General features: G+C 40.0%; 16 protein-coding genes. 13 read left to right on the forward strand and 3 right to left on the reverse strand.

Annotated elements, in window-relative coordinates:
* Nucleotides 1-580 precede the first annotated feature (580 nt).
* From RF53_RS00005 to RF53_RS00020, 4 genes are all read left to right on the forward strand, one after another.
* Nucleotides 581-1,357 (forward strand): VOC family protein, encoded by a 777-nt coding sequence (locus tag RF53_RS00005; protein WP_039036228.1) that lies wholly within the window; start codon nt 581-583, stop codon nt 1,355-1,357.
* A gap of 135 nt (nt 1,358-1,492) precedes the next feature.
* Nucleotides 1,493-1,855, forward strand: coding sequence for a hypothetical protein (locus RF53_RS00010; protein WP_039036229.1), 363 nt, complete (start codon nt 1,493-1,495; stop codon nt 1,853-1,855).
* On the forward strand, nt 1,852-4,182 hold the full coding sequence (locus tag RF53_RS00015) for a fatty acid cis/trans isomerase (protein WP_039036230.1): 2,331 nt from the start codon (nt 1,852-1,854) through the stop codon (nt 4,180-4,182). Before RF53_RS00010 ends, RF53_RS00015 begins: the two co-directional genes overlap by 4 nt.
* Before the next feature lie 109 nt (nt 4,183-4,291).
* A complete protein-coding gene (locus RF53_RS00020; protein ID WP_039036231.1) occupies nt 4,292-6,013 on the forward strand; it encodes a response regulator in 1,722 nt (573 codons plus the stop codon).
* A gap of 392 nt (nt 6,014-6,405) precedes the next feature.
* On the opposite strand, the gene RF53_RS00025 is transcribed toward RF53_RS00020, so the two are convergent.
* On the reverse strand, nt 6,406-7,284 hold the full coding sequence (locus tag RF53_RS00025) for a TraB/GumN family protein (protein WP_039036232.1): 879 nt from the start codon (nt 7,282-7,284) through the stop codon (nt 6,406-6,408).
* A 668-nt stretch (nt 7,285-7,952) separates the two neighbouring features.
* Between RF53_RS00025 and ilvG the strand changes: the two genes are divergently transcribed.
* The 8 genes from ilvG (at nt 7,953) to RF53_RS00065 (ending at nt 17,069) form a co-directional block, all read left to right on the forward strand.
* Nucleotides 7,953-9,602 (forward strand): acetolactate synthase 2 catalytic subunit, encoded by a 1,650-nt coding sequence (gene ilvG, locus RF53_RS00030; RefSeq protein ID WP_006793048.1) that lies wholly within the window; start codon nt 7,953-7,955, stop codon nt 9,600-9,602.
* Nucleotides 9,599-9,841 carry an acetolactate synthase 2 small subunit gene (gene ilvM / locus RF53_RS00035; protein WP_006793049.1) on the forward strand — a complete coding sequence of 81 codons (243 nt, stop codon included), beginning with the start codon at nt 9,599-9,601 and terminating at the stop codon, nt 9,839-9,841. Before ilvG ends, ilvM begins: the two co-directional genes overlap by 4 nt.
* 98 nt (nt 9,842-9,939) lie before the next feature.
* Nucleotides 9,940-11,796: a dihydroxy-acid dehydratase gene (gene ilvD / locus RF53_RS00040; protein ID WP_008133264.1), complete on the forward strand. Its 1,857-nt coding sequence runs from the start codon at nt 9,940-9,942 to the stop codon at nt 11,794-11,796.
* Between the two features lie 2 nt (nt 11,797-11,798).
* Nucleotides 11,799-13,352, forward strand: coding sequence for a threonine ammonia-lyase, biosynthetic (gene ilvA, locus RF53_RS00045; RefSeq protein ID WP_039036233.1), 1,554 nt, complete (start codon nt 11,799-11,801; stop codon nt 13,350-13,352).
* 95 nt (nt 13,353-13,447) lie between these two features.
* Nucleotides 13,448-14,491 (forward strand): ABC transporter substrate-binding protein, encoded by a 1,044-nt coding sequence (locus tag RF53_RS00050; RefSeq protein WP_052242848.1) that lies wholly within the window; start codon nt 13,448-13,450, stop codon nt 14,489-14,491.
* A gap of 53 nt (nt 14,492-14,544) precedes the next feature.
* Nucleotides 14,545-15,735, forward strand: a complete 1,191-nt coding sequence (locus RF53_RS00055) for a methyltransferase (protein ID WP_039036234.1) — start codon at nt 14,545-14,547, stop codon at nt 15,733-15,735.
* Between the two features lie 25 nt (nt 15,736-15,760).
* On the forward strand, nt 15,761-16,420 hold the full coding sequence (gene can, locus RF53_RS00060) for a carbonate dehydratase (protein ID WP_039036235.1): 660 nt from the start codon (nt 15,761-15,763) through the stop codon (nt 16,418-16,420).
* Nucleotides 16,421-16,424: 4 nt separating this feature from the next.
* A complete protein-coding gene (locus RF53_RS00065; RefSeq protein WP_039036236.1) occupies nt 16,425-17,069 on the forward strand; it encodes an NADH dehydrogenase in 645 nt (214 codons plus the stop codon).
* A gap of 54 nt (nt 17,070-17,123) precedes the next feature.
* Here the strand turns inward: RF53_RS00065 and ubiK are convergent, their stop codons facing one another.
* On the reverse strand, nt 17,124-17,387 hold the full coding sequence (gene ubiK, locus RF53_RS00070) for a ubiquinone biosynthesis accessory factor UbiK (RefSeq protein WP_006793056.1): 264 nt from the start codon (nt 17,385-17,387) through the stop codon (nt 17,124-17,126).
* A 161-nt stretch (nt 17,388-17,548) separates the two neighbouring features.
* On the opposite strand from ubiK, the gene rep reads away from it, so the two are divergent.
* Nucleotides 17,549-19,567 (forward strand): DNA helicase Rep, encoded by a 2,019-nt coding sequence (gene rep, locus RF53_RS00075; RefSeq protein WP_039036237.1) that lies wholly within the window; start codon nt 17,549-17,551, stop codon nt 19,565-19,567.
* Between the two features lie 30 nt (nt 19,568-19,597).
* Here rep and RF53_RS00080 read toward each other — a convergent pair whose 3' ends face one another.
* The gene (locus RF53_RS00080; RefSeq protein ID WP_039036238.1) at nt 19,598-22,162 is read right to left on the reverse strand and encodes a bifunctional diguanylate cyclase/phosphodiesterase; all 2,565 of its coding nucleotides are present in this window, start codon (nt 22,160-22,162) and stop codon (nt 19,598-19,600) included.
* Nucleotides 22,163-22,278: the final 116 nt, after the last annotated feature.

Here is a 22,278-nt window from a genome sequence, read left to right on the forward strand (position 1 = left end):
TTCAAATAAGAGAAACCCGTTACAGCAATGTGACGGGTTTTTTGCTATCTGCTACTTATCAAAAGCCAAGACCCAAGACCCCATGCCGAACTCAGTAGTGAGACAAAACAGCGCGAAGGCGAGCTTCGTACAAGGCAGAGCGGCACAACGTAGCATCCCATTTGCTATGTGAATTTTTACCGCTGTGGGCACCATGACATTCTACTGCGTAGCCACCGACTTCAAATACGAGAAAGCTGCTTCAGAAATGAAGCGGCTTTTTTACTGTCTGGGGTTTAGTAAACTCACTATCCCTATACTTAACAACTATTTTTCGTGGCTACCTGATAAACAATATAATTAGATATAGAGTATTACCCTAGTAACCTCATTTTGCCCAATTCTCTTAATACACGGAGCTAATAACCTAGACGGTATTCAGAAATACAGCCCCTGTCTTAGATAGCATCATTTAGATTTCAGCAAGTTCCTTATATCTCTCATCGACTCTTAGCAGTTATTGATCTAAGCTAATTAAAAAATAATCTTGCGTACTATATTTCAAGAGTATGTTTGATATAAAAATAACAAAGGCTTTTATATGGATAATTATCCTCAGGGTATTTTTTGTTGGTCAGAACTTTGCACACATAATTGGAAAGAAGGTAAAGCCTTTTATACCTCTCTATTTGATTGGGGATATGATGATCAGCCAATTGGCGATGGTATTTTTTACACTATGCTCCAGAAAGAGGGTGACGACATTGCCGCTATGTACGAAATGCCAAAAGAGCAGATTCAGGAGGGTGTTCCAAGCAGTTGGTTAACTTACATTGCTGTAGATGATGTAGATCATTGTGCAATTAAAGCGAAAGAGCTTGGGGCTAAAATAATTGCGGGTCCGCACAATGTTATGGATGCAGGTCGTATGCTTATGTTTACTGATCCGGGGGGAGCAACCGTTGCATTATGGCAAGGAAAAGATCATAAAGGATGTAAACGTTTATCAGAGCTATCAACGCCTTATTGGCATGAGTTAGCGACGCGAAATAGCAAAGTAAGTAATGAGTTTTACTGTGCTTTACTAGGTTGGAAGAGCGAAATAAAACCTATGGACAACATGGATTATACTTTATTTATGGTAGACGGTAAGCCAATTGCTGGAATGCTGGAAATGAGTAGCGAATGGCCTGATGATGTCCCACCTCATTGGATGATTTACTTTGCAGTTGACGACTGTGATTCTGCCCTTAATAAGGCGAAAAAGCTGGGGGCCCAAGTATGTGTACCTTCTACTACAGTACCAGACGTTGGCCGATTTGGTGTTCTTTGTGATCCTCAAGGTGCTGTTTTTTCGGTGATCCAAACGAAGGATTAAAGCGTTTACAATATGCTGATAAGTGCATGAGAGAGTTGTCTTGCACTTAGCTACTTTGGTTATTGGCATTAACGTTTAATTTTTTGTTATTTTGTTATAATGCCAGTTATATAAATTATGCATGTTGAGTAGACAATGGAATTTGAACAAGATAGCAATTTAACGCTCCCGTTATTTTTATTAAACGAGTCCTTAAGTGAAAGGGATGTAGAGCAGCCTGATTTTGAAATATCAGTAGCGCTCGATGATGAGTTACTTGCTCAAATTTGCCAAAATCCCTCAGAGGACAGCAGCATAGCTATTACAATAACAAGTTATGAGCTGTTAATAGCCGATCCTTCTTACAAATATATGTTAGAACAATCACACCACGCGCAAATAACTTTAAATCATGGTCCTGTATTGAGTGTTGTACTAAATACTGAGAATCAAGATGTATTTATATCTCCGCAAATGGATATGATGCCGACCTTTGATTTAGGTGATGAAGGCGAATGAATAAACTCATAGGCATCGTTACATTAGTTATTTTAAGTGGTTGTGCGTACTTAGGTAATGCTCATTACAATGAGCTATTTGGCACTGAGCAGGCCCAGCAGCGTATCGTATCTCATACTACTGGCGAAGGGGCAAATTTTTTACAGAATGTGAAACCGGTGCTCGATACTCGGTGTGTTGTGTGTCATGGTTGTTACGATGCACCTTGTCAGTTAAAGCTATCATCCCCTGAAGGAATAGATAGAGGGGTAAGCAAAGACCTTGTCTACGACGGAACTCGCTTACTTGCTACAACGCCGAGTAGATTGTTATTTGATGCTACAGCCACAGAGCAATGGCGAGAAAAGAACTTTACTCCTGTTTTAAATGAGCGAGTACAAACTGAGGAAGCTAACTTAGCTGGTAGCGTCTTGTTTAATAGTTTAGTACTGAAACAAAGCCATGAATTGCCTGCAAATGAAATATTAAATAATGAATTTGATTTTTCGCTGAGCCGCTCTCAAACCTGTGCCACTATGGGAGAATTTGATCAATTAGCGGGTGAGCAACCTCATGCTGGTATGCCTTATGGATTACCGGGCGTATCCCGTGATGAATTTAATCATTTGCAGAAGTGGCTCAAAGCAGGCGGTAAAATGGCGCATATTGACCCGCCAACAGAGTTTGAACTTGAGCAGGTAAAGCGTTGGGAAGCATTTTTAAACCAAGATGATTTGAAGTATCAGTTATCGGCTCGCTATATATACGAGCATTGGTTTTTAGCTCACATATATTTTGATCAAAAGACCCCTGATAACTTTTTTAAGCTCGTCCGTTCGAGCACACCTCCAGGCGAAAAAATAAAATTAATAAGCACACGTCGACCTTATGACGACCCTAAAGTTAACCGTGTTTACTACCGATTTTTGCATGATCGCAGCACTGTTTTATCTAAAACTCACTTACCTCTTAAGCTAAATGATGAAAAGTTGACGCGCTTGTACCAACAGTTCATTGCACCAGAGTATACGGTTAAAAGTATGCCTAGCTATAAGGCAGAGTCTGCATCTAATCCGTTTAAAACGTTTGAAGTGATCCCAATTAATTCTAAATATCAGTTTATGCTTGATGAAGCTGAGTTGATTATTATGGGCTTTATTAAAGGGCCTGTCTGTCGTGGTCAGATAGCGTTAAATGTGATTAACGACCACTTTTGGGTTGCTTTTGCTGATCCAAATAAAGTGGCCACCCCAGCGGTTGGACAAATGATAATGCAGCATGAAGACGCACTTGAATTGCCAGCTGCAGAAGAAAGTAATGCGTTCCCTATTGCTAATTGGGTTAAATACTCAGCTCTGGAGCAAAAGTATTTGAAAGCAAAGGTCAATTTAGCAAATGAGATGTTTAAAGGCGGTGAGCATTTAACAACAGATTTATTGTGGAAAGGAGATGGTCATAATAAAAATGCAGCACTGACTATTTTTCGTCATTTTGACAGTGCCACTGTGGTGAAGGGTTTCATTGGCCAAGAGCCAAAAACAACTTGGATTTTAGATTATGCCTTATTCGAGCGTATACATTATTTACTGGTTGCTGGTTTTGATGTTTACGGCAATATTGGGCACCAGTTAGTTACGCGTTTATATATGGACTTTTTACGTCTAGAAGGAGAACAAAACTTCTTAGCATTATTACCAGAAAACAAACGAGATAAAATCAAAGGCCAGTGGTATCGTAAATCACCACCAAGTCTTGCTGAGTTTTTTAAAAATAACCGTGAGTTTAGTCAGCCAAGCGGAATAACTTATAAAACAAACACCCCTCAAAAAGAATTGTATGCACTAATGAAGGAGGCGCTAAGTCCAGTGCTAAGTGAGCACTACGATTATAAGCAAGTACCTAAATCGTTAAGTGCCATTAATGCTATGCCGGCAAAAGCAGTAAATTTATTACCGCAGTTATCGTTTGTATTAGTAAAGCAAGATGACGATAGCCATAAGGCTTACACGATTATTCATCATAACGCGCATTACAATATTTCGAGCTTGTTAAATGAAGACGGCCAACGAGCTTTTGAAGAAGACACGGCAACAATCGTCCCTGGTTTTATAGGTGACTACCCAGCTTCCATTTGGTATTTGAATAATGAACAACAAGTTGAGGCTTTTGCTGAACAGTTACCTATGATGCAAGTAGAAGCTGATTACGCAGCCTTAAAAACTAAATTTGGAATTAGACGTTCTCATCCACAGTTTTGGCAATACAGCGATATTTTACACGCTACAGCAAAAAAATACCGTGGTGTTGAATATGGCTTGTTCGATTACAACCGTTTAGAAAATAGATAGTAAGCCCTCTTATATAGCCCAGCTCTGAGTTGGGCTTTTTTATATTTATAGATTAAGCATAGATATTGATGTAATTGGACTACACTTAAACCAAAAAGTTAGGCTAACTATGTTTGAAGTTGTCGCAAATATTCGCCTACGTAATCGGTGGGCATTAATCGCTATTGCGCTATTAATTAGTGTTTCTGTATCACTAATGCAGTACTTTTTTTCAGTACAGAAAAATGATGCAAACATTATTAACATTGCTGGTAAACAGCGAATGCTGTCGCAAAAAATTGCATGGCATGGTGATAAGTTATTAACCTCGCAAGTTCCTAGTACTAGTCATCAGCAGTCTTTAGATGCATCGCTCAGCCTATTTAAAGCAAACCATCAATATTTATTGTTAAAAAACGATAATGGTCAATATAAATACCTCAGCCCTGAGCTTATAAAGTTGTATATACAACCGCCTGTTGAGCTAGATTTGCGCGTGCAAAAATTTATCCAACAGGTAGAAGGGCTGCTGTATAAACAGGAAAAAATAAACCCCGGTGTGTTTTCTGTTAAGCGCATGGAAGAGTTACTAAAGTATTTAGATCAAGCTGTTGGCTTATTTGAAAAAGCGTCCGTTAAAAAAGTGGCGTGGGTGTCTTCAGCCGAGCTATTTTTTTGGTTGCTAACTATGTTATTGCTTATTGGTGTATTACGTTTTGTGTTCATACCGATGGAAAAGCAGATCACTAAGGCGTTATCAAAGTATCAACAGCAAAAAGATTTTGCGCAGCAAGTGAGTAAAAATAAAGAACACTTTATAGCTCGAGCAAGTCATGAGTTTAGAACGCCCCTACAAGGTTTTGTTACCTCGATTGATTCGTTAGAGGTCAGTAATAGCCAAAAATCGATTAAAACACAGGCCTCTTATTGCGCATCAAGAATAATAGCAATGCTTGACGAACTTCAAGATTTACAGGCGCTTAGTTTGGGTCGTTGGGCATTAAAACCGTCAAATGAAAATTTACTTCAGTCATTCAATAAAGTGCTTTTAGGGTATGAATTTGGTTACAACCAAAAAGACATTGCCTTAGTTAGAGCACTTGATTCGACACTTGACCAAGCTATAAAACTAGATCATCAACGCTTTCAGCAAGTGTTAGCTGAGTTAGTTGGCAACGCATTAAAGTTTACAGAAGAGGGGTCTGTTACTGTTAAGGCTTGTGTTAACAATAAGCAATTAACAGTAACAATAACGGATACAGGTTCAGGATTAACCAAGCCAGTCAGCAGGTTAACCTTTGATTCATCTAATCAAAATAATCACTTTCAAGGGTTAAGAACAGGCCTTGCAAGGGTGCAGTACATTGTTGATGCTTTTGACGGAAATATTGTGTTTGAAAATACATCGCTAAATGGGGTGTGCGTTACGCTGAAAATGCCCGTTGTGATTGATGTAAGTCCACCTTCGTTAAGTGCACTGTTACCTAAAAATATGCATTGTTTAGTTGTTGAAGATAACCCGTTAAACATGCACATTTTAACCCGTATTCTTTCACAGCTTAACTACAGCTATGAATGTGCAAAAAACGGAAAGGTCGCATGCGAGATGGCAACTAAAAACGAATACCAAGTCATTTTTATGGATTTAAATATGCCAATAATGGATGGCTTTGAGGCTATTAAAAAAATACGCATTTTTGACGCTAATACGCCTATTATTGTGGTTACCGCTAATACATCAGAAAGTGATATTGCAATTACCACTCAATTAGGTGCAAATGGGCATGTTTTTAAACCTATCAGCACGCAAGCGTTAGCTGAAGTGTTAATAGGTAGCTTAAACCCTAAATAATAAATTGATTATATAGCGTTATTTTCAGCGTTAATTTAGTAAAAATTATTTGCAATAGGTAATCTAAAACGCTCAATTGGTCTTTTTCAAAGAGAGGTTCTATTTGAGAAAATTACATGTATTTTTTCTGTAAGTGGGATACCAATCCGCCATCGTACTTAATCATCTTGTGGGGCTAAACGTGTCGCCTTCTGCGCTATAAAACGCCTATTTAGAAAAATTGAACAACGAAAATTCAACTTGTTATCAACAGTGTTTTTTAAATCAAAATCGGTTTCTTAATTAGTATTTGTTGAACTTAGCGCATTGATTTACGTTTTTTAATAGAGCTTAAACTAATAATATTAGCAACCCTTAGGGCAATTAATATCACCCTAGGTATAACAATGAGGTTAAAGTCGAGTAACACTGAAACCTTTATCTTTTAACTGCTTTATTAAACCATGCTGCTCTGGTAAGTGCAGCGCGCCTACTGCAATAAATAGCTTTTCGTTATTTAAGCGAGGAACAAGTTGCTCTACCCATTTGTTATTACGATTTATTAGCATGACTTGTTCGCTTATTTCACCATAATTACTATCATCAAAGCTCATGTTGTAATACTCAGTAAGCGTATCCATATCGCCATTTTTCCATGCGTTTACTAGCTTAATAAAGTATGTATTAATATCGCTAAGCTGTTCAAAGGTTTCTTCAATCATTTCATTACTTAATAACGCCATACCATCAAACATTTGTAACTGCTGCTCTAGGGTTTCTAGTTCACCAATTTTAATGTTGTGCTTTTTAGCGTAAGCAAGTACTTGCTTGTCTATGCCTGTTTGATCAGAAAAGCCTGCATTTTGAAACTCAATTTGCATCATAGTCACCATTACAGCCCAAGGTTTGAAGTTGCTAAACATAGCAATATCAATCGATTTTTTTGCAAAGTAATTTTTAAGCTTATTGTAGTTTTGTTTTGATAGTTCTGTTTGTAATGTTTTACCATTTTTTAGCATCATTAATGGCATTGAGCGCTGTTGCATTTGAAATGGAGTCAGTTTGCTAATATCCACTTCTACAATAACGTGTTCGCTCTCATCAATCGCTTTGGTAACGTTTGATGGTAAGCCTTTCATGCTGGCGTCACCTACATGTACGGTACCAAACAAATACGAGCTAGTGCCATTTTTTTCTACTTTATATAAAGCCGGTGCCGCAACGCTATTAAAACTAAGTACTGTAAATAGCACCATAATAAAAAAATGACTAATACGAGGTATCGCTTTCATGGTTTGTCCTTCAAATCCTGTTGTTGAGTTAAACAAATACTAACCTAAATTTGCCTATACAGCAGTGCTAAATTTAGTATTTATCAATCGTCTTTTGTGAGGTTATTGATACTAATATGTGCGCTCAGTGGAGTATTTGTTCTATTTACGTTTTTTGATTTAGTACAGTCGCAAACCATGATTATTAAAACTATTCGGAAGGTCTAAACATTATCTGTATAAAAAATTAATTTAATTTTTACTAAAACTCAAAAATTAATCAAACCATAAATGGGGAATATAAGAATAGTGAATTTCTATACTTTAAATTAAAACATAAAAATTCCGTTATGGTTGTATTTAGTGAATTTTAAAACCACTTAATTTGGTTTTTCGTGCTTTTTTTGAATTGAGTTTGGTGTTGACTTAAGCCGCTCAGCGCGGTACTAATACATAACAGAGCGAAAGATGAACTTTCGCAACAGATTATTTAAATTTGGTGTCAATTACATGCTTACAACTGCACTTAAACTAGTCCTGATTATTATCGTGGTGATTATTCCCGCGAGGGCTTTGTAGTGCTATAAACTTGAGCATTAAAAAGCCCTCCGCACTTAACAGTTCGGAGGGCTTTTTAGTTTTAAGGGTAAAAATTAATTAGGTTGTCACTGAAGAATGAGGATTTATTAATGACAGGCGCAGAACTCACAATCGACTTATTAGCCAAACACGGCGTAAAAGAGGTATTTGGCTACCCTGGTGGAGCCATTATGCCAATTTACGATGCGCTGTATGGTGCGCCAGTCAAGCATTACCTCACTCGCCACGAGCAAGGTGCTGGTTTTGCTGCTGTAGGTTATGCCCGCAGCACAGGTAAATTAGGTGTATGTTTAGCAACATCAGGCCCTGGGGCTACTAACTTAATAACAGCACTTGCAGATGCAATGATGGACTCAGTGCCATTATTAGCAATTACCGGCCAAGTACCGACTGCCGCTATTGGCTCAGATGCATTTCAAGAAGTCGATGTACTAGGTATGTCGCTTTCATGTACTAAACACAGTTACATGGTAGAGCGAGCAGAAGATTTAGCCGAAATACTACAAGAGGCCATGCACTTAGCCCAAAGTGGTCGCCCAGGTCCTGTGCTTGTTGATATTCCAAAAGATATTCAAATGGCGCAAGTGCCGTTTAAACCTTGGTTAGCCGCTGATGAGTACTTACCGCAGCTTGATTTAAACCAAGTAGCCATTGCCAATCAGTTATTAAGCGAAGCAAAGCAACCTGTGGCGTATGTAGGTGGCGGTGTACAAGCCGCTGATGCGCAAAATGAGTTAATGCAGTTTTTAAATAAAACGCAGATGCCTGCGGTATCAACACTTAAGGCATTAGGCAGCGTATTACCAGATTACGAACATTACTTAGGCATGCTAGGCATGCACGGTACACAAGCGGCTAATATAGCAGTGCAAGAGTGCGATGTATTAGTGTGTATAGGCGCTCGCTTTGATGACCGCGTAACAGGTAACTTAGCTAAATTTGCAGCCAAAGCAAAAGTAATCCACTTAGATATTGACGCGGCTGAAGTAGGTAAACGTAAACCAGCTAAAGCCTCATTAATTGCTGATTTAAAAACCTCATTACCGGCACTTGAGTGCTTTGTAACCTCTAAAGCATGGTGCGATATAAATAAGCAGTTAAGCGTAAAACATGCGTGGCGCTACGATTACCCAGGCGAAAAAGTATTTGCCCCGTATTTATTGAACCAATTAAGCCAGCGTATGCCAAAAACAGGCGTAGTGTGCTGTGATGTGGGTCAGCATCAAATGTGGGTAGCGCAACACATGAAATTTAGCCACCCGAGCAACCATTTAAGTAGTGGTGGCGCAGGCACTATGGGCTTTGGTTTACCAGCGGCTATTGGCGCACAAGTAGCACGCCCAGACGATTTTGTAATAACGGTGTCGGGTGATGGCTCAATCATGATGAACATTCAAGAGCTTGCGACTATTCGCCGTAACAATTTACCAGTAAAAATACTAATATTAGATAACCAACGCTTAGGTATGGTTCGCCAATGGCAGGAGCTATTTTTTGAAGGACGTTACTCTGAGACAAACCTTTCAGATAACCCTGATTTTGTTCAGTTAGCCGCTGTATTTGGTATTCCTGGGCAAACAATTACACATGCAAATCAAGTTGATGATGCAATAACAGCATTAGTTAACAGCAAAGGGCCGTACATAGTACATGCCTGCATAGACGATAAAGAAAACGTATGGCCACTTGTACCACCAGGGGCTGCAAATGACGAAATGATTACGGAGAAAGCACAATGAAACACAGCCTAACTATTGCATTAAAGAGCCAAAGTATAGCGGTCGAGCGTTTTTTACGTGTAGTGCGTCACCGTGGTTTTGATCTTACGCATTTTCAGCTCAATATGGATGATGGCCACTACAATGTTGCAATGACGGTAGACAGCGATAAACCAATCCATCTTTTAACAAGCCAGTTAAATAAGCTGGTGGACGTTAAAGAAATCACTTTACAAAATTTACAGCAACAAGCTGTGTAATTGCTAACAACACAAATTTACGAGTAATTGAATAACTGTTACTCACCAATTTTAGAATGAGGAATGCCCGCTTACACAGCGGCAAAACAGAGGTAACTATGGCTAAATTAAGAAGTGCAACAACAACTGAAGGACGTAAACGCGCAGGCGCACGTGCATTATGGCGCGCAACAGGCATGACCGACACCGACTTTGGTAAACCAATTATTGCTGTAGTTAACTCGTTTACGCAATTTGTGCCAGGGCACGTACACCTTAATCAGCTAAGTGAGCTAATGGCTGAAACAATCACGCAAGCGGGTGGTGTACCAAAAGAATTTAATACTATTGCAATTGATGACGGTATCGCAATGGGCCACGGGGGTATGCTTTACTCACTGCCTTCGCGCGATCTCATTGCCGACTCTGTTGAGTACATGGTTAACGGCCACTGCGCCGATGCGATGATCTGTATTTCTAACTGTGACAAAATCACCCCAGGGATGATGCTTGCAGCGCTACGCTTAAACATACCGGTTATTTTTGTATCGGGCGGACCAATGGAAGCGGGTAAAACGAAACTTGCTAACATCGATATTAAATTAGATTTAGTCGATGCCATGGTAAAAGGCGCTGATGAAACAGTAAGTGATGCTGATTCAGAACAAGTAGAGCGCTCTGCGTGTCCTACTTGTGGGTCGTGTTCAGGTATGTTTACTGCAAACTCAATGAACTGTTTATTAGAAGCTATTGGCCTTGCACTACCGGGTAACGGTACAACGCTTGCAACCCATAAAGATCGTAAGCAACTGTATGTAGAAGCGGGTGCTCGCATTGTTGATTTATGCCGTGAGTACTACCAAAAAGATAACCAAGACGTATTGCCACGCGCTATTGCTAACAAAACAGCCTTTATGAACTCTATGGTTGTTGATATTGCCATGGGTGGTTCATCTAACACCGTACTGCATTTACTAGCAGCCGCACAAGAAGCTGGCGTAGATTTTGACATGTCGCACATTGACGAGCTATCTCGTAAAACCCCATTTTTATGTAAAGTAGCTCCAGCAACAGCGCAGTACCACATTGAAGATGTTCACCGCGCTGGTGGCATGATGGCAATTGTGCGTGAGCTAGGCAAAGCCGGTTTAGTTGATTTATCGGTAAACCACGTTGCAGGTATGACTATGGGTGAGCTTGTTAAAAAATGGGATGCGACAGATCCTAAAAACGAAGCGGCACAAAAGTTTTACCGCGCGGGACCAGCTGGCATTCGTACTACAAAAGCAATGAGCCAAGAGTGTCGTTGGGATGAAGGCGATAACGACCGCGAACATGGTTGTATTCGAAGTGTTGAACACGCATTTAGACAAGATGGTGGCTTAGCTGTACTTTCAGGAAACTTAGCGGTTGATGGCTGTATTGTTAAAAGCGCAGGCGTAGTTGACGAAATGCTGCATTTTGAAGGCACTGCAGTGGTATACGAATCACAAGATGATTCAGTAGAAGGCATTTTAAACGACGAAGTAAAAGCCGGTGATGTTGTGGTTATTCGTTACGAAGGCCCTAAAGGCGGCCCTGGTATGCAAGAAATGCTTTACCCAACGAGCTACTTAAAATCAAAAGGTTTAGCTGAAAAGTGTGCGCTGATCACAGATGGACGCTTTTCGGGCGGCACGTCTGGTTTATCTATTGGCCACGTATCGCCAGAGGCTGCAAGCGGTGGTGCTATTGCGTACGTTGAAAATGGCGACAAAATTATTATTGATATTGCTACCCGTGAGATCACGCTTGCACTAAGCGAGGAAGAGCTTGAAGCGCGTAAGCAAAAGCAATTAGCGCGTGGTAAACAGGCGTATAAGCCCCTTGACCGTGAGCGTTATGTTTCGTCGGCATTAAAAGCCTATGCACTACTTGCAACGAGTGCAGATAAGGGCGCAGTGCGTGACTTAGAGAAACTGGAGGAGCTGAGCTAATTATGGTTTCTCAAGAGCTCGATTATTTTCGTGCAATTATTCAAGCAAATATGGAGCCCTTGGCTAAAGTCACTGAGGTCAGTGAAATGCCTGACCTTAGCGCTAAACTTGGCAACCATGTATGGCTTAAACGTGAAGATCAACAGCCCGTGTATTCGTTTAAATTACGCGGCGCATACAATAAATTAAATAAGTTGCCAAAAGGGTCTGTTGTAATTACTGCATCGGCTGGTAACCATGCTCAGGGTGTTGCATTAAGCGCTTCGCATTTAGGGCATAAGGCAACGATTGTAATGCCTGTTACAACGCCAGAGATAAAAGTTAACGCCGTACGCGCTTTAGGCGGTGAGGTCGTATTGCATGGACATCAGTTTGACGTAGCTAAAGCGCACGCGCTAGAGCTTACAGAGCAGCGTAATGGCATTTTTGTCCCACCATTTGACGATCCTGACGTTATTGTTGGGCAAGGTACTGTAGCGCGAGAACTCATGCAGCAGCTCAATGAGCTTGATGCGGTATTTATTCCCGTTGGAGGCGGTGGCTTACTGGCAGGCATGGCTGTTTATATAAAGTCACTTCGTCCTGATATCAAAGTCATTGGCGTAGAAGCTGATGAGAGCGCCTGTTTACAAGCTGCACTTGTAGCGGGTGAACCGGTAGAGCTTGACCGAGTAGGCAGTTTTGCCGATGGTGTAGCGGTTAAAATTATTGGCAAGGAAACATTTCGCTTGGCACAAAAGTTTTGCGACGAGGTAATCACCGTCACTAGCGATGAAATTTGCGCCGCCATGCAAGATATTTTTGTGTCTACTCGTGCAATTGCAGAGCCTTCTGGCGCACTTGCAACGGCAGGACTTAAAAAGTGGAGCCAACAATCGGGCTTAAAAGGGTTGCATTTAGCAGCGGTTCTTTCGGGTGCTAATTTAAACTTTGATCGCTTACGTTATGTCGCTGAACGCACTGCGCTAGGTGAAAAAAACGAAGCGTTATTAGCCGTTACCATCAAAGAAGAAAAAGGCAGTTTTAAACAGTTTTGTGCATCTTTAGGTGGCCGTGCTATTACTGAGTTTAACTACCGTTATGCAGGGCCTGGTGAAGCGCAAATATTTGTAGGTATTGCTCTGCGCCAAGGAGAGCAGGAGCTTAATGAGCTCAAGCTTGATCTAACTAAAAATGATTACGCATTTTGCGACTTATCAGATAATGAACTTGCTAAATTGCACGTACGTTATATGGTTGGCGGTAAAGCACCCGAAAAACTGCATGAACGTTTGTTACGTTTTGAGTTTCCAGAATACCCCGGCGCACTAGCGCGCTTTTTAGATACGCTAGGCAACGATTGGAATATCACATTATTTCATTATCGGAGTCAAGGCGGCTCAATGGGCTATGTATTAGCCGGTTTTGCCATTGAACCTGAGCAATTTGAGACTTTTAACGAGCATCTAAATGACTTAGGCTATAGCGTGCAAGATGAAACGCATAATCCGTGTTTTACACAGTTTTTAACGACGCAACCTCTTTCAGAGAAAACCGCAAAGCTCGCTTCAGTTTAACAGCCATTAAAGAGCAAGTACCTTACAAGGGTGCTTGCTTTATCATTTGTTTTACATATAGTTACTGATACCGTCATTAACTTGAGGAAACTTGGTTGTTACTTAAAGGATTAATACTTGGATTGTGTTGTTTTTGTGGCCAAATTGCGGCGCAAGAATCGGTCACTCTACAATTAAAATGGACGCATCAGTTTCAGTTTGCTGGTTACTACATGGCCAAAGAAAAAGGGTTTTATAAAGATGTGGGTCTTGATGTAACCATAAACCCGGCAGATCTAACAATGCCCGATGCGTTTAGTGCTGTGGCTAATGGCGACGCCGAGTTTGGTGTAGGTCACTCGGGTATTTTACAGGAACGTATAAACGGCCAATCTTTTGTAGCAATGGCGCCTATCCTGCAATATTCACCTTATTGTTGGATGGTCAAAGACACCTCTGATATTTTTCATCCTCGTGATTTTGTAAATAAGCGTATTAGTAAAGTGAGTCACAATGATAGCAATGAGTTAATGGCTATGCTGACACGCAGCGGAGTTAATACGCGTTTGCTTAGTGTATACAACGGTGACAACCCAAGCCAAGCCTGGATTGAAAATAGGCTCGATGCGATGCAAGTTTATTTATCTACAGAGCCCTACAATATGACTCAAAGAGGTATATCACATCGCCTAATATGTCCTCAGCGTTACGGTATAGACGTTTATGCAGATATCTTATATACCACTGGGAAAATGTTAAGCACATCCCCAGAAACCGTTGAAAAATTTTACCAAGCCAGCCTAAAGGGGTGGCGCTACGCAATGATGAATATGGATGAGGCCATTGCGGTTACCCAAATACTTTATGCACCTAAAAAAAGCTTCCATGAATTAGCATACGAGGCTGAAGTATTAAAAGAGTACATTATGCCAGCAACAACTAGCCTGGGGCATATGTCTATTCCAAAATGGCGCCTAATTGCAGACTTGTACGGTATTCACCAAACTGAGTTTGATAAGGTTAAAGCCAGTTTTATTTATAAATATCAGCGACCAGAAAAAATGGAATTATCGTGGATGTTAATTGCAGCGATGATTGTGAGTGTTATCTCTATACCGTTGTATTTGCGCTTAATGTTTAGTAAAAAAATAACCGTTTAATGGCTGTTAATGTTACTGATACAATTGGCTACCTTTCAATAAATTAAGCTGTTATGACATTAGCCGAGCAATTTACTTCACTTGACTCTATTTTAAAGCGTACTCGCATCTATTGGCAGTGCACCGCTTTTGACTTTGATGCGATCCCTTGGCCCGAACTGCGAGGCATATTAAATAGCTTAACAGATGAGCAAGTAGCAACGCTTGACACTAAGCAGAATGAGTTAATAGACTTCTTTAATCCACACATTAAGTTACTTGATGAATTACAGCTATTATGTAAATTACCTCAGGCAAATACCCCCCGATATGATTACCCTTTTTGGATTAGTAACGGCATAAAAGGGCGTAAATTCGAACAACTCCAAGACTTTGTATCTGCGTTGCCAAACACAAAATTACCGGTATTAGAATGGTGTGCGGGTAAAGGGCACTTAGGTCGTATGCTCGCATTTAACGGTGCCACGCAGGTCAGCAGTGTTGAGTTGCAATCAACATTATGCGAACAAGGCCAAAAAGCAGCACTGCAACAAGGCTTGGCAATGCAATTTAGCCAAGTTGATGTATTAAAAGATGATACTACATCACTTTTTAATACACAGATGCATGCTGTGGCGCTTCATGCATGCGGCGCTTTACATCAGGCTATGATGCGCAAAGCAATAGCTGCAAACGTGCAGCAAATTAGCTTTTCACCTTGTTGCTATCATTTATTTACACCTAACGATTACTTACCAATGAGCGAGCTTGCCAAGCAAAGTCAGCTTAGGTTAACTCACCGTGATTTAAAACTGGCTTTGCAAGAAACAGTAACCGCGCCAACTCGTGTTGATAAAATACGAAAAACAGAACTTGAGTGGCGATTGGGCTTTGATGCACTCAGGAGGTCAATTACTAATGAATTACACTATGTTAGTGTTCCCTCTGTTAATAAGGCCGTGTTCTCAGGTTCATTTAAATCATTTTGTGAGTGGGCGGGCGATAAAAAAGCTTTAAAAATACCGCAAGATATTGATTATGAATATTTTTTATCTGTGGGTATGGCTCGAAAAAAGGTCACTGACAGAGTTGAACTGGTTCGACATGTGTTCAGAAGAGCAATTGAGGTTTGGCTTGTGCTCGATCGTGCTTTATATTTGCAACAGCATGGCTATCAAGTAAGTATTAAAACCTTTTGTGAAAAGCAGTTAACGCCTCGGAATATTTTAATTCTTGCCAATACTAACCCTTCAACCAACAACTAGTCGTTTTGGCTTAATAAGAGATGCAATGAGAAAATTAAAAAATTTGTTCGATAATAATAAAAACTGGGCTGCGCGAACAAGCGAAGCGAATCCAGAGTTTTTTAAAATTTTATCTATGCAGCAAAACCCTGAGTACTTATGGATTGGTTGTTCAGACTCTCGTGTACCCGCAAACCAAATAGTTGATTTATTACCCGGAGAATTATTTGTACATCGTAATGTAGCAAATGTCGTTGTACATACCGATCATAACTGTTTATCTGTTATGCAGTATGCGGTAGAAGTACTAAAAGTTAAACACATAATGGTCGTTGGCCATTATGGGTGCGGTGGCGTTCAAGCTGTACTAAGTGATGCAAAGTTTGGTTTTATTGATAACTGGCTTCGACATGTTGGCGATGTAAAAGAAAAGCACATAGAGCAACTTAACAGCATTGACGAAGAGCAGCGCTTAAGTCGCCTTATTGAGCTTAATGTAATAGAACAAGTACGCAATGTATGCCGTACCAATATTGTGCAAGATGCATGGGAGCGCGGCCAAGATTTAACAATACATGGTTGGGTTTATGGTTTAGAAAACGGCCACTTACATGATTTAGAAGCCGTTGTTACGTGCGCGGAAGAAGAGTCGGACAGTTATAAACGTGCAATACAACATGTTTTTAAAAAAGCTGGTTGTGAGTAAATAAATGACAAAAACGGCGGTTGTTATTGGCGCAACAGGTTTAGTTGGGTCTGAGCTTTTAACGGCATTACTCAGTTGCGCTGAGTATAGTCAGGTTGTCGCGATAACACGCCGAGCGTTACCACTTTCCCATCCTCAGTTAACTAATCACGTTATTGATTTTGGAAAGTTGACTCAATACCGCGATTTCTTTAAAGGTGATGTATTTTTTTCGTGCTTAGGGACAACGCTTAAGCAAGCGGGCTCTGTAGATGCGCAGCGTAAAGTGGATTTTGACTATCAATTTATCGCCGCACAACTTGCAGCATGCAATGGCATAAGCCATTATTGTTTAGTGTCATCAAGTGGTGCTAACGCAAACAGCAATAGCGCTTATTTAAAAATGAAGGGGCAGCTAGAGCAACAGGTTGTGCCATTAGCATTTAATAAAATAAGCATTTTTCAACCGTCGTTGTTAATAGGTGAGCGAGATCACTTTAGGTTAGCTGAAAAAGTTGGCAGTGTGATTTTACCATTGCTTACAAAAATTGGTTTTTTAAAGCGTTATAAACCTATAACAGGAAAGCAAGTTGCTTTAAAAATGTTAGCGGTAAGCTTAGAGCAAAAAGAGGCGCAAAAATATTATGTGCTTGATGAGCTATTTATCTAGATTTTTGTTACACATAAAAAGCAGCTCAGGCTGCTTTTTTATGCGTTGAATTAATTATTCTGCGTTTGTATTTTCGTTTAGTTGCTGTTCAAGAATAGCGACTTTAGCTTCTAGCTCAGTTAGTTTTTCGCGTGTACGAATAAGTACTTGGCTTTGAATATCAAATTCTTCTCGGCTAACAAAGTCCATCTCAGCAAGTTTGTTTTGTAAAACTTGCTTTGTTTTACCTTCTAGTGTGTCTGCTAAATTTTTTACACCTTGTGGCATATTACTCGTAATTTGCTTAGCAATTTCTTCTAGTTTTGCTGGGTTGATCATAATTGTCCCTTCGGCCTTGCCTAAAATGAATATAACTAATATTACCTTATACCCACCTCATTTAACACATGATCATGTTTAGGTAATTAATTATGGCAATTGCTATGCCTGTAGTAATGGTTACGTTAAAATTGCGCGTCTTTTAAATCTTTCTGGTCGTTATGAAACTCAATCCAAAACAAGATGAAGCAGTAAAATACATTAGTGGTCCATGTCTAGTACTTGCTGGTGCCGGTTCTGGAAAAACCCGCGTTATTACAAACAAAATTGCTTACTTAGTGCAAAAATGTGAATACAAAGCACGTAATATTGCAGCGGTTACTTTTACTAATAAAGCGGCTAAAGAGATGCGTGAGCGTGTATTACAAACGCTTGGCAAGCAAGAAGCAAAAGGGTTATGGGTATCAACGTTTCATACACTGGGTTTAGAAATAATAAAAAAAGAAATAACTACACTTGGCTTTAAACCTGGTTTTTCGTTGTTTGACGATCAAGATACCAACCAGCTGTTGTCGGAGCTCACTGAAGATGAATTAAAAAAAGACAAAGATTTACTCAAGCTACTTAAAATGGAAATTGGTAGCTGGAAAAACGAATTAGTATTGCCAGAGCAAGCAATACGTGAAGCGCGTGATGCGCAAAAGGCGTTATTCGCGCAGCTATACGCGCGCTATCAAACACAATTGCGTGCTTATAATGCATTAGATTTTGACGATCTAATAATGATTCCTACGTTACTACTTACTAGCAATGCAACATCTCGTGAGCGTTGGCAGCAACGCTTTAAGTATTTGCTGGTGGATGAATACCAAGATACCAACACCAGCCAGTATCAGCTTGTAAAGCTACTCGTAGGTGAGAGAGCACGCTTTACTGTAGTGGGCGACGATGACCAATCGATTTACTCATGGCGTGGTGCACGTCCGCAAAACCTTGTTCTTTTGAGTAAAGATTATCCCGGACTTAGGCTTATAAAGCTTGAGCAAAATTACCGGAGCGCGCAGCGAATACTTAAATCTGCCAATATACTCATTGCTAACAACCCGCACGATATAGAAAAAAAACTATTTAGTGAGTTAGGGTACGGTGAGCCGATAAAAGTTATTGGGTGTCGTGATGAAGAGCATGAGTCGGAGCGTGTAGTTGCTGAAATTATTTCGCATAAATTTATGAAGCGCACCAGCTACAAAGACTACGCTATATTGTATCGTGGTAATCACCAAGCACGTGGCTTTGAAAAGTCATTAATGAGCAACCGCATTCCCTATAAAATAAGTGGCGGTATGTCGTTTTTTGCGCGTTCAGAAATTAAAGACATCATGGCGTATTTACGTTTGCTCGTAAACCAAGACGACGATAACGCATTTTTACGTATAGTAAACACGCCTAGACGAGAAATAGGCACGGTAACACTTGAAAAACTGGGCACTTTAGCCAACGAAAAACATCAAAGTTTGTTTGCTACTTGTTTCGATAACGACCTGAGTTACAGGCTAAAAGGGCGTGGTTTTAACGCTTTAGCTGGGTTTGCTCGATGGATTGTCGAATTGTCAGATAACGCGGTACGCAGTGATACGTTAGAGGCAGTGAAAGACTTAGTGCGTAATATTAATTACGAAGCCTACCTATACGAATCATCGCCCAGTGCTAAAGCGGCCGAAATGAGAATGAAAAACGTCTCTGAATTATATCGTTGGATCACAGACATGCTAACCGGAGACGCTGACAATGAACCGATGACGCTTGCCGAGGTGGTTAGTAAACTTACACTGCGCGATATGCTTGAGCGTAACGAGGAAGAAGATGAGTCCGATGCAGTTCAGCTACTTACATTGCATGCTTCTAAAGGCTTAGAATATCCGTATGTGTTTATGGTTGGCATGGAAGAAGGGTTATTACCTCATCAGGTAAGTATTGATGAAGACAATGTAGATGAAGAGCGTCGACTCGCTTACGTGGGTATTACTCGTGCGCAGCAAGAGTTAACACTTACATACGCAAAAATCCGCCGCCAGTTTGGTGAAACCTCTGAAACAGAGTTAAGTCGATTTGTGCAAGAGTTGCCGCAAGATGATTTGGCATTTGAAAACAAAAAAGCGCCAAGTTCTCAGGCAGAGCGAATGGAAAAAGGGCAAGCCAGAGTCGCAAATTTACGAGCTATGTTTAAAAAACCTGAGTAAAATCAGGCTTTTTTATAACCAAAGCTGGGCTTAAACTGATTGACTGACGTGTTCTGGCTGTGACTCAGGGCAAGCTAAAGTGTGCTGTTTGCCAACAAAATATGACAAGCCATGTTTCTCCAATAAGGCTCTAAAATTAAGAATAGAGGGTCCTTTTGCAATGACCTTCATTTTTTTGAGCTTAGTGATAGGAAGCACACCTTGTAGTTGCAGGTCGTAACTATCTTGTTGCAATATTCGCTTGCTAAAGGTGGAGCTAAGCAATAGATAGTCAAAATTTACATCGGTTAATAGGTTAAGTTCACATCTGTCTTTAGCAAAATTATTTAAGCCAATTGAGTAGCCTAACAAAGATAATTGCTTAAGATTTTCTAGCTGAGTAGCACATGCATGGCGAATTTCTTGCTCATCAAAAAGTAAACAAAGTTGGCTTGGGCCACGTTGTTTATTTAACACATCAACAAATAAAGTAAATTCGTGTTTTTCAAGTAATAAGCAAGAGCACGGTACTAATGCCATTGCCACATTTGCATTTATGGCCTGCGTGTAAGCACACGCTAGCAGTTGCAACTCTACTTTTAAGTGTTGCTCTTTGTCGGTAGCAAATTTTTTCAAAACCTCAAAACTGGTAAACCCTAAAATTGGGTGCTCACCGAACGCTTCAAATAGCGATTCAGATTGCTGTTGCTCGTTTAGTGTAATAATTTCTGAGCTTCTAAAGCTCATTGGCATGACATCAAGATGATGCAGTGCTTTTTGCCCTACATCAGCTATTGATTGAGTGAGTAACGGATGAAACAGCTCGTAACGATTTTTTCCAGAATTTTTTGCATGATACATCGCGGCATCAGCATCACGAATAATTTCGTCGGTATGTTTATAGCTTTGTTTTGAGTAGTTTATCCCAATGCTAGCACCGCTTTGCAGCAAAGTACCTTTAATATTAAAAGGCTTTTTCATTAAATCGATAATACGATTAGCCACATCTTCGGCCTGTTGTGGTTCGGTTAAATGCGTTAGTAAAATAACGAATTCATCTCCACCTAAACGGGCTAATAAATCATGTTCACGAATACATTGTGAAAACAGCTCACTCACATTAATTAAGAACTGATCGCCAGCTTGGTGACCTAGTTGGTCGTTAATATCTTTAAACTTATCTAAATCAATAAACAGAACAGCAAATTGACGCTCTGGAAAGCGCTGAAAATGTTGAAGTGTTTTTTCTAATTGGGTTAAAAATAAACTGCGGTTTGGCAAGCTTGTTAACGAATCGTGATGGGCGTCATGATAAAGCTGCTGCTCTATTTTTTTTCGTTCTTCAATTTGCATTTGCAAATGCAAATTAGTTTGCTGTAGTTCTTTCGTTTTTTCGTTTACTCTAAATTCAAGCTCTTGGTGACTTTTAGCTATAGCCTGATTTGCTAGCTTAGTTTGTAAAACAGCCGCTATTTGGTGCGATACAAACGTAATTAATTCGTTATCGTCTTGACTAAAAATATGTTTATTGTTGTATGCTTGGCACACAATAAGGCCAATAACACCCTGCGATGTTTTTAAAGGTGCACCTAGCCAGCTCGTCGCTTTTTGTTTGTTAGGAACGGGGGCTGAACGTTGTACCACGCCACTATTTAATAATGCTTGTGCTTTTTCTGGGTTAATAAGCTGCGTTTCTTCGGTGCTTATTACTAATTCGCTGTAGCCTTTGGCAAACTGACGGGGCTGAGTATTTTCCTTATATTCATCAACACAGTAAGGGAATGTTATCCAGCCTGAGTCTTTGTCATAGAGTGCAATATAAAGATTTTCTGCGTAGGTAATTGTTTTTATTATGCCATGTATTTTAACGTAAGCATCATCAAGGTTTTTAGCTTGAGTGGCGATTTCAGATACTTTAAATAAAATTTGTTGACGTTGCAGCGCGCGTTTACGATTAGCTACTTCAAGATTAAGTGCATCGTTACTTTGAGTCAGTGCTCGAGTGCGAATTTTTACTTCTGACTCTAAATACTCACGTTTTTTTACACGTTCTATCGCCGTCGCTAAATACAGCGACATCACTTCAAGAAGTTGTACTTGCTGGGAGTTATAACTTTGATTTACGTCATAGCTTTGAGCGGCTAACACACCAATAATATTTTTTTCTTGGTACACAGGTACACCTACCCAATGTTCGGCGGGTGTGCCTAGCGCTTTGAATAAGCCGTTAGCAGCAGCGTCTTGCATTTGTTGCTTTGTAAAGTATGTGGTTTTACCTTCTTTAAATACGTAACCGGTAGCACCTTCATCAAAACTATTAGAGTGGTTTAGTGGTACTGCAATGCCATCTTTTTCATCTGAAAAATAAGAAAGCTCTAATGTTTGGCACTGCTGGTTTTGTAAAACGACATAAAAACTTTTACTGGGGACATACTTTTGTAAAATATCGTGTATAGCGGGATAAAGTAGTGTTAACTCCGCAACCGTACTCGCGCGCTCAGAAAGTTGGATAAGCGCATTTTGCAAATGGTGTGATTGCTTGTACTTTTTGAGTAGGGTTTTGAGGCGTTTATTTTGATACGCTAATCTACGCGATGAAGGGAGTTTATCTTCCAATGATGTAACCGATATTATTATTGTATAGTTATTAGACTTATACTTTCACTTTTAGTGCTTAGCGTCAAGCTGATATTCTAATAAAAATAATGGTTAACGCGGTATTTTGGGCATAA

This window comes from Pseudoalteromonas sp. ECSMB14103 (assembly GCF_000813065.1).
Lineage (GTDB): Bacteria > Pseudomonadota > Gammaproteobacteria > Enterobacterales > Alteromonadaceae > Pseudoalteromonas > Pseudoalteromonas marina.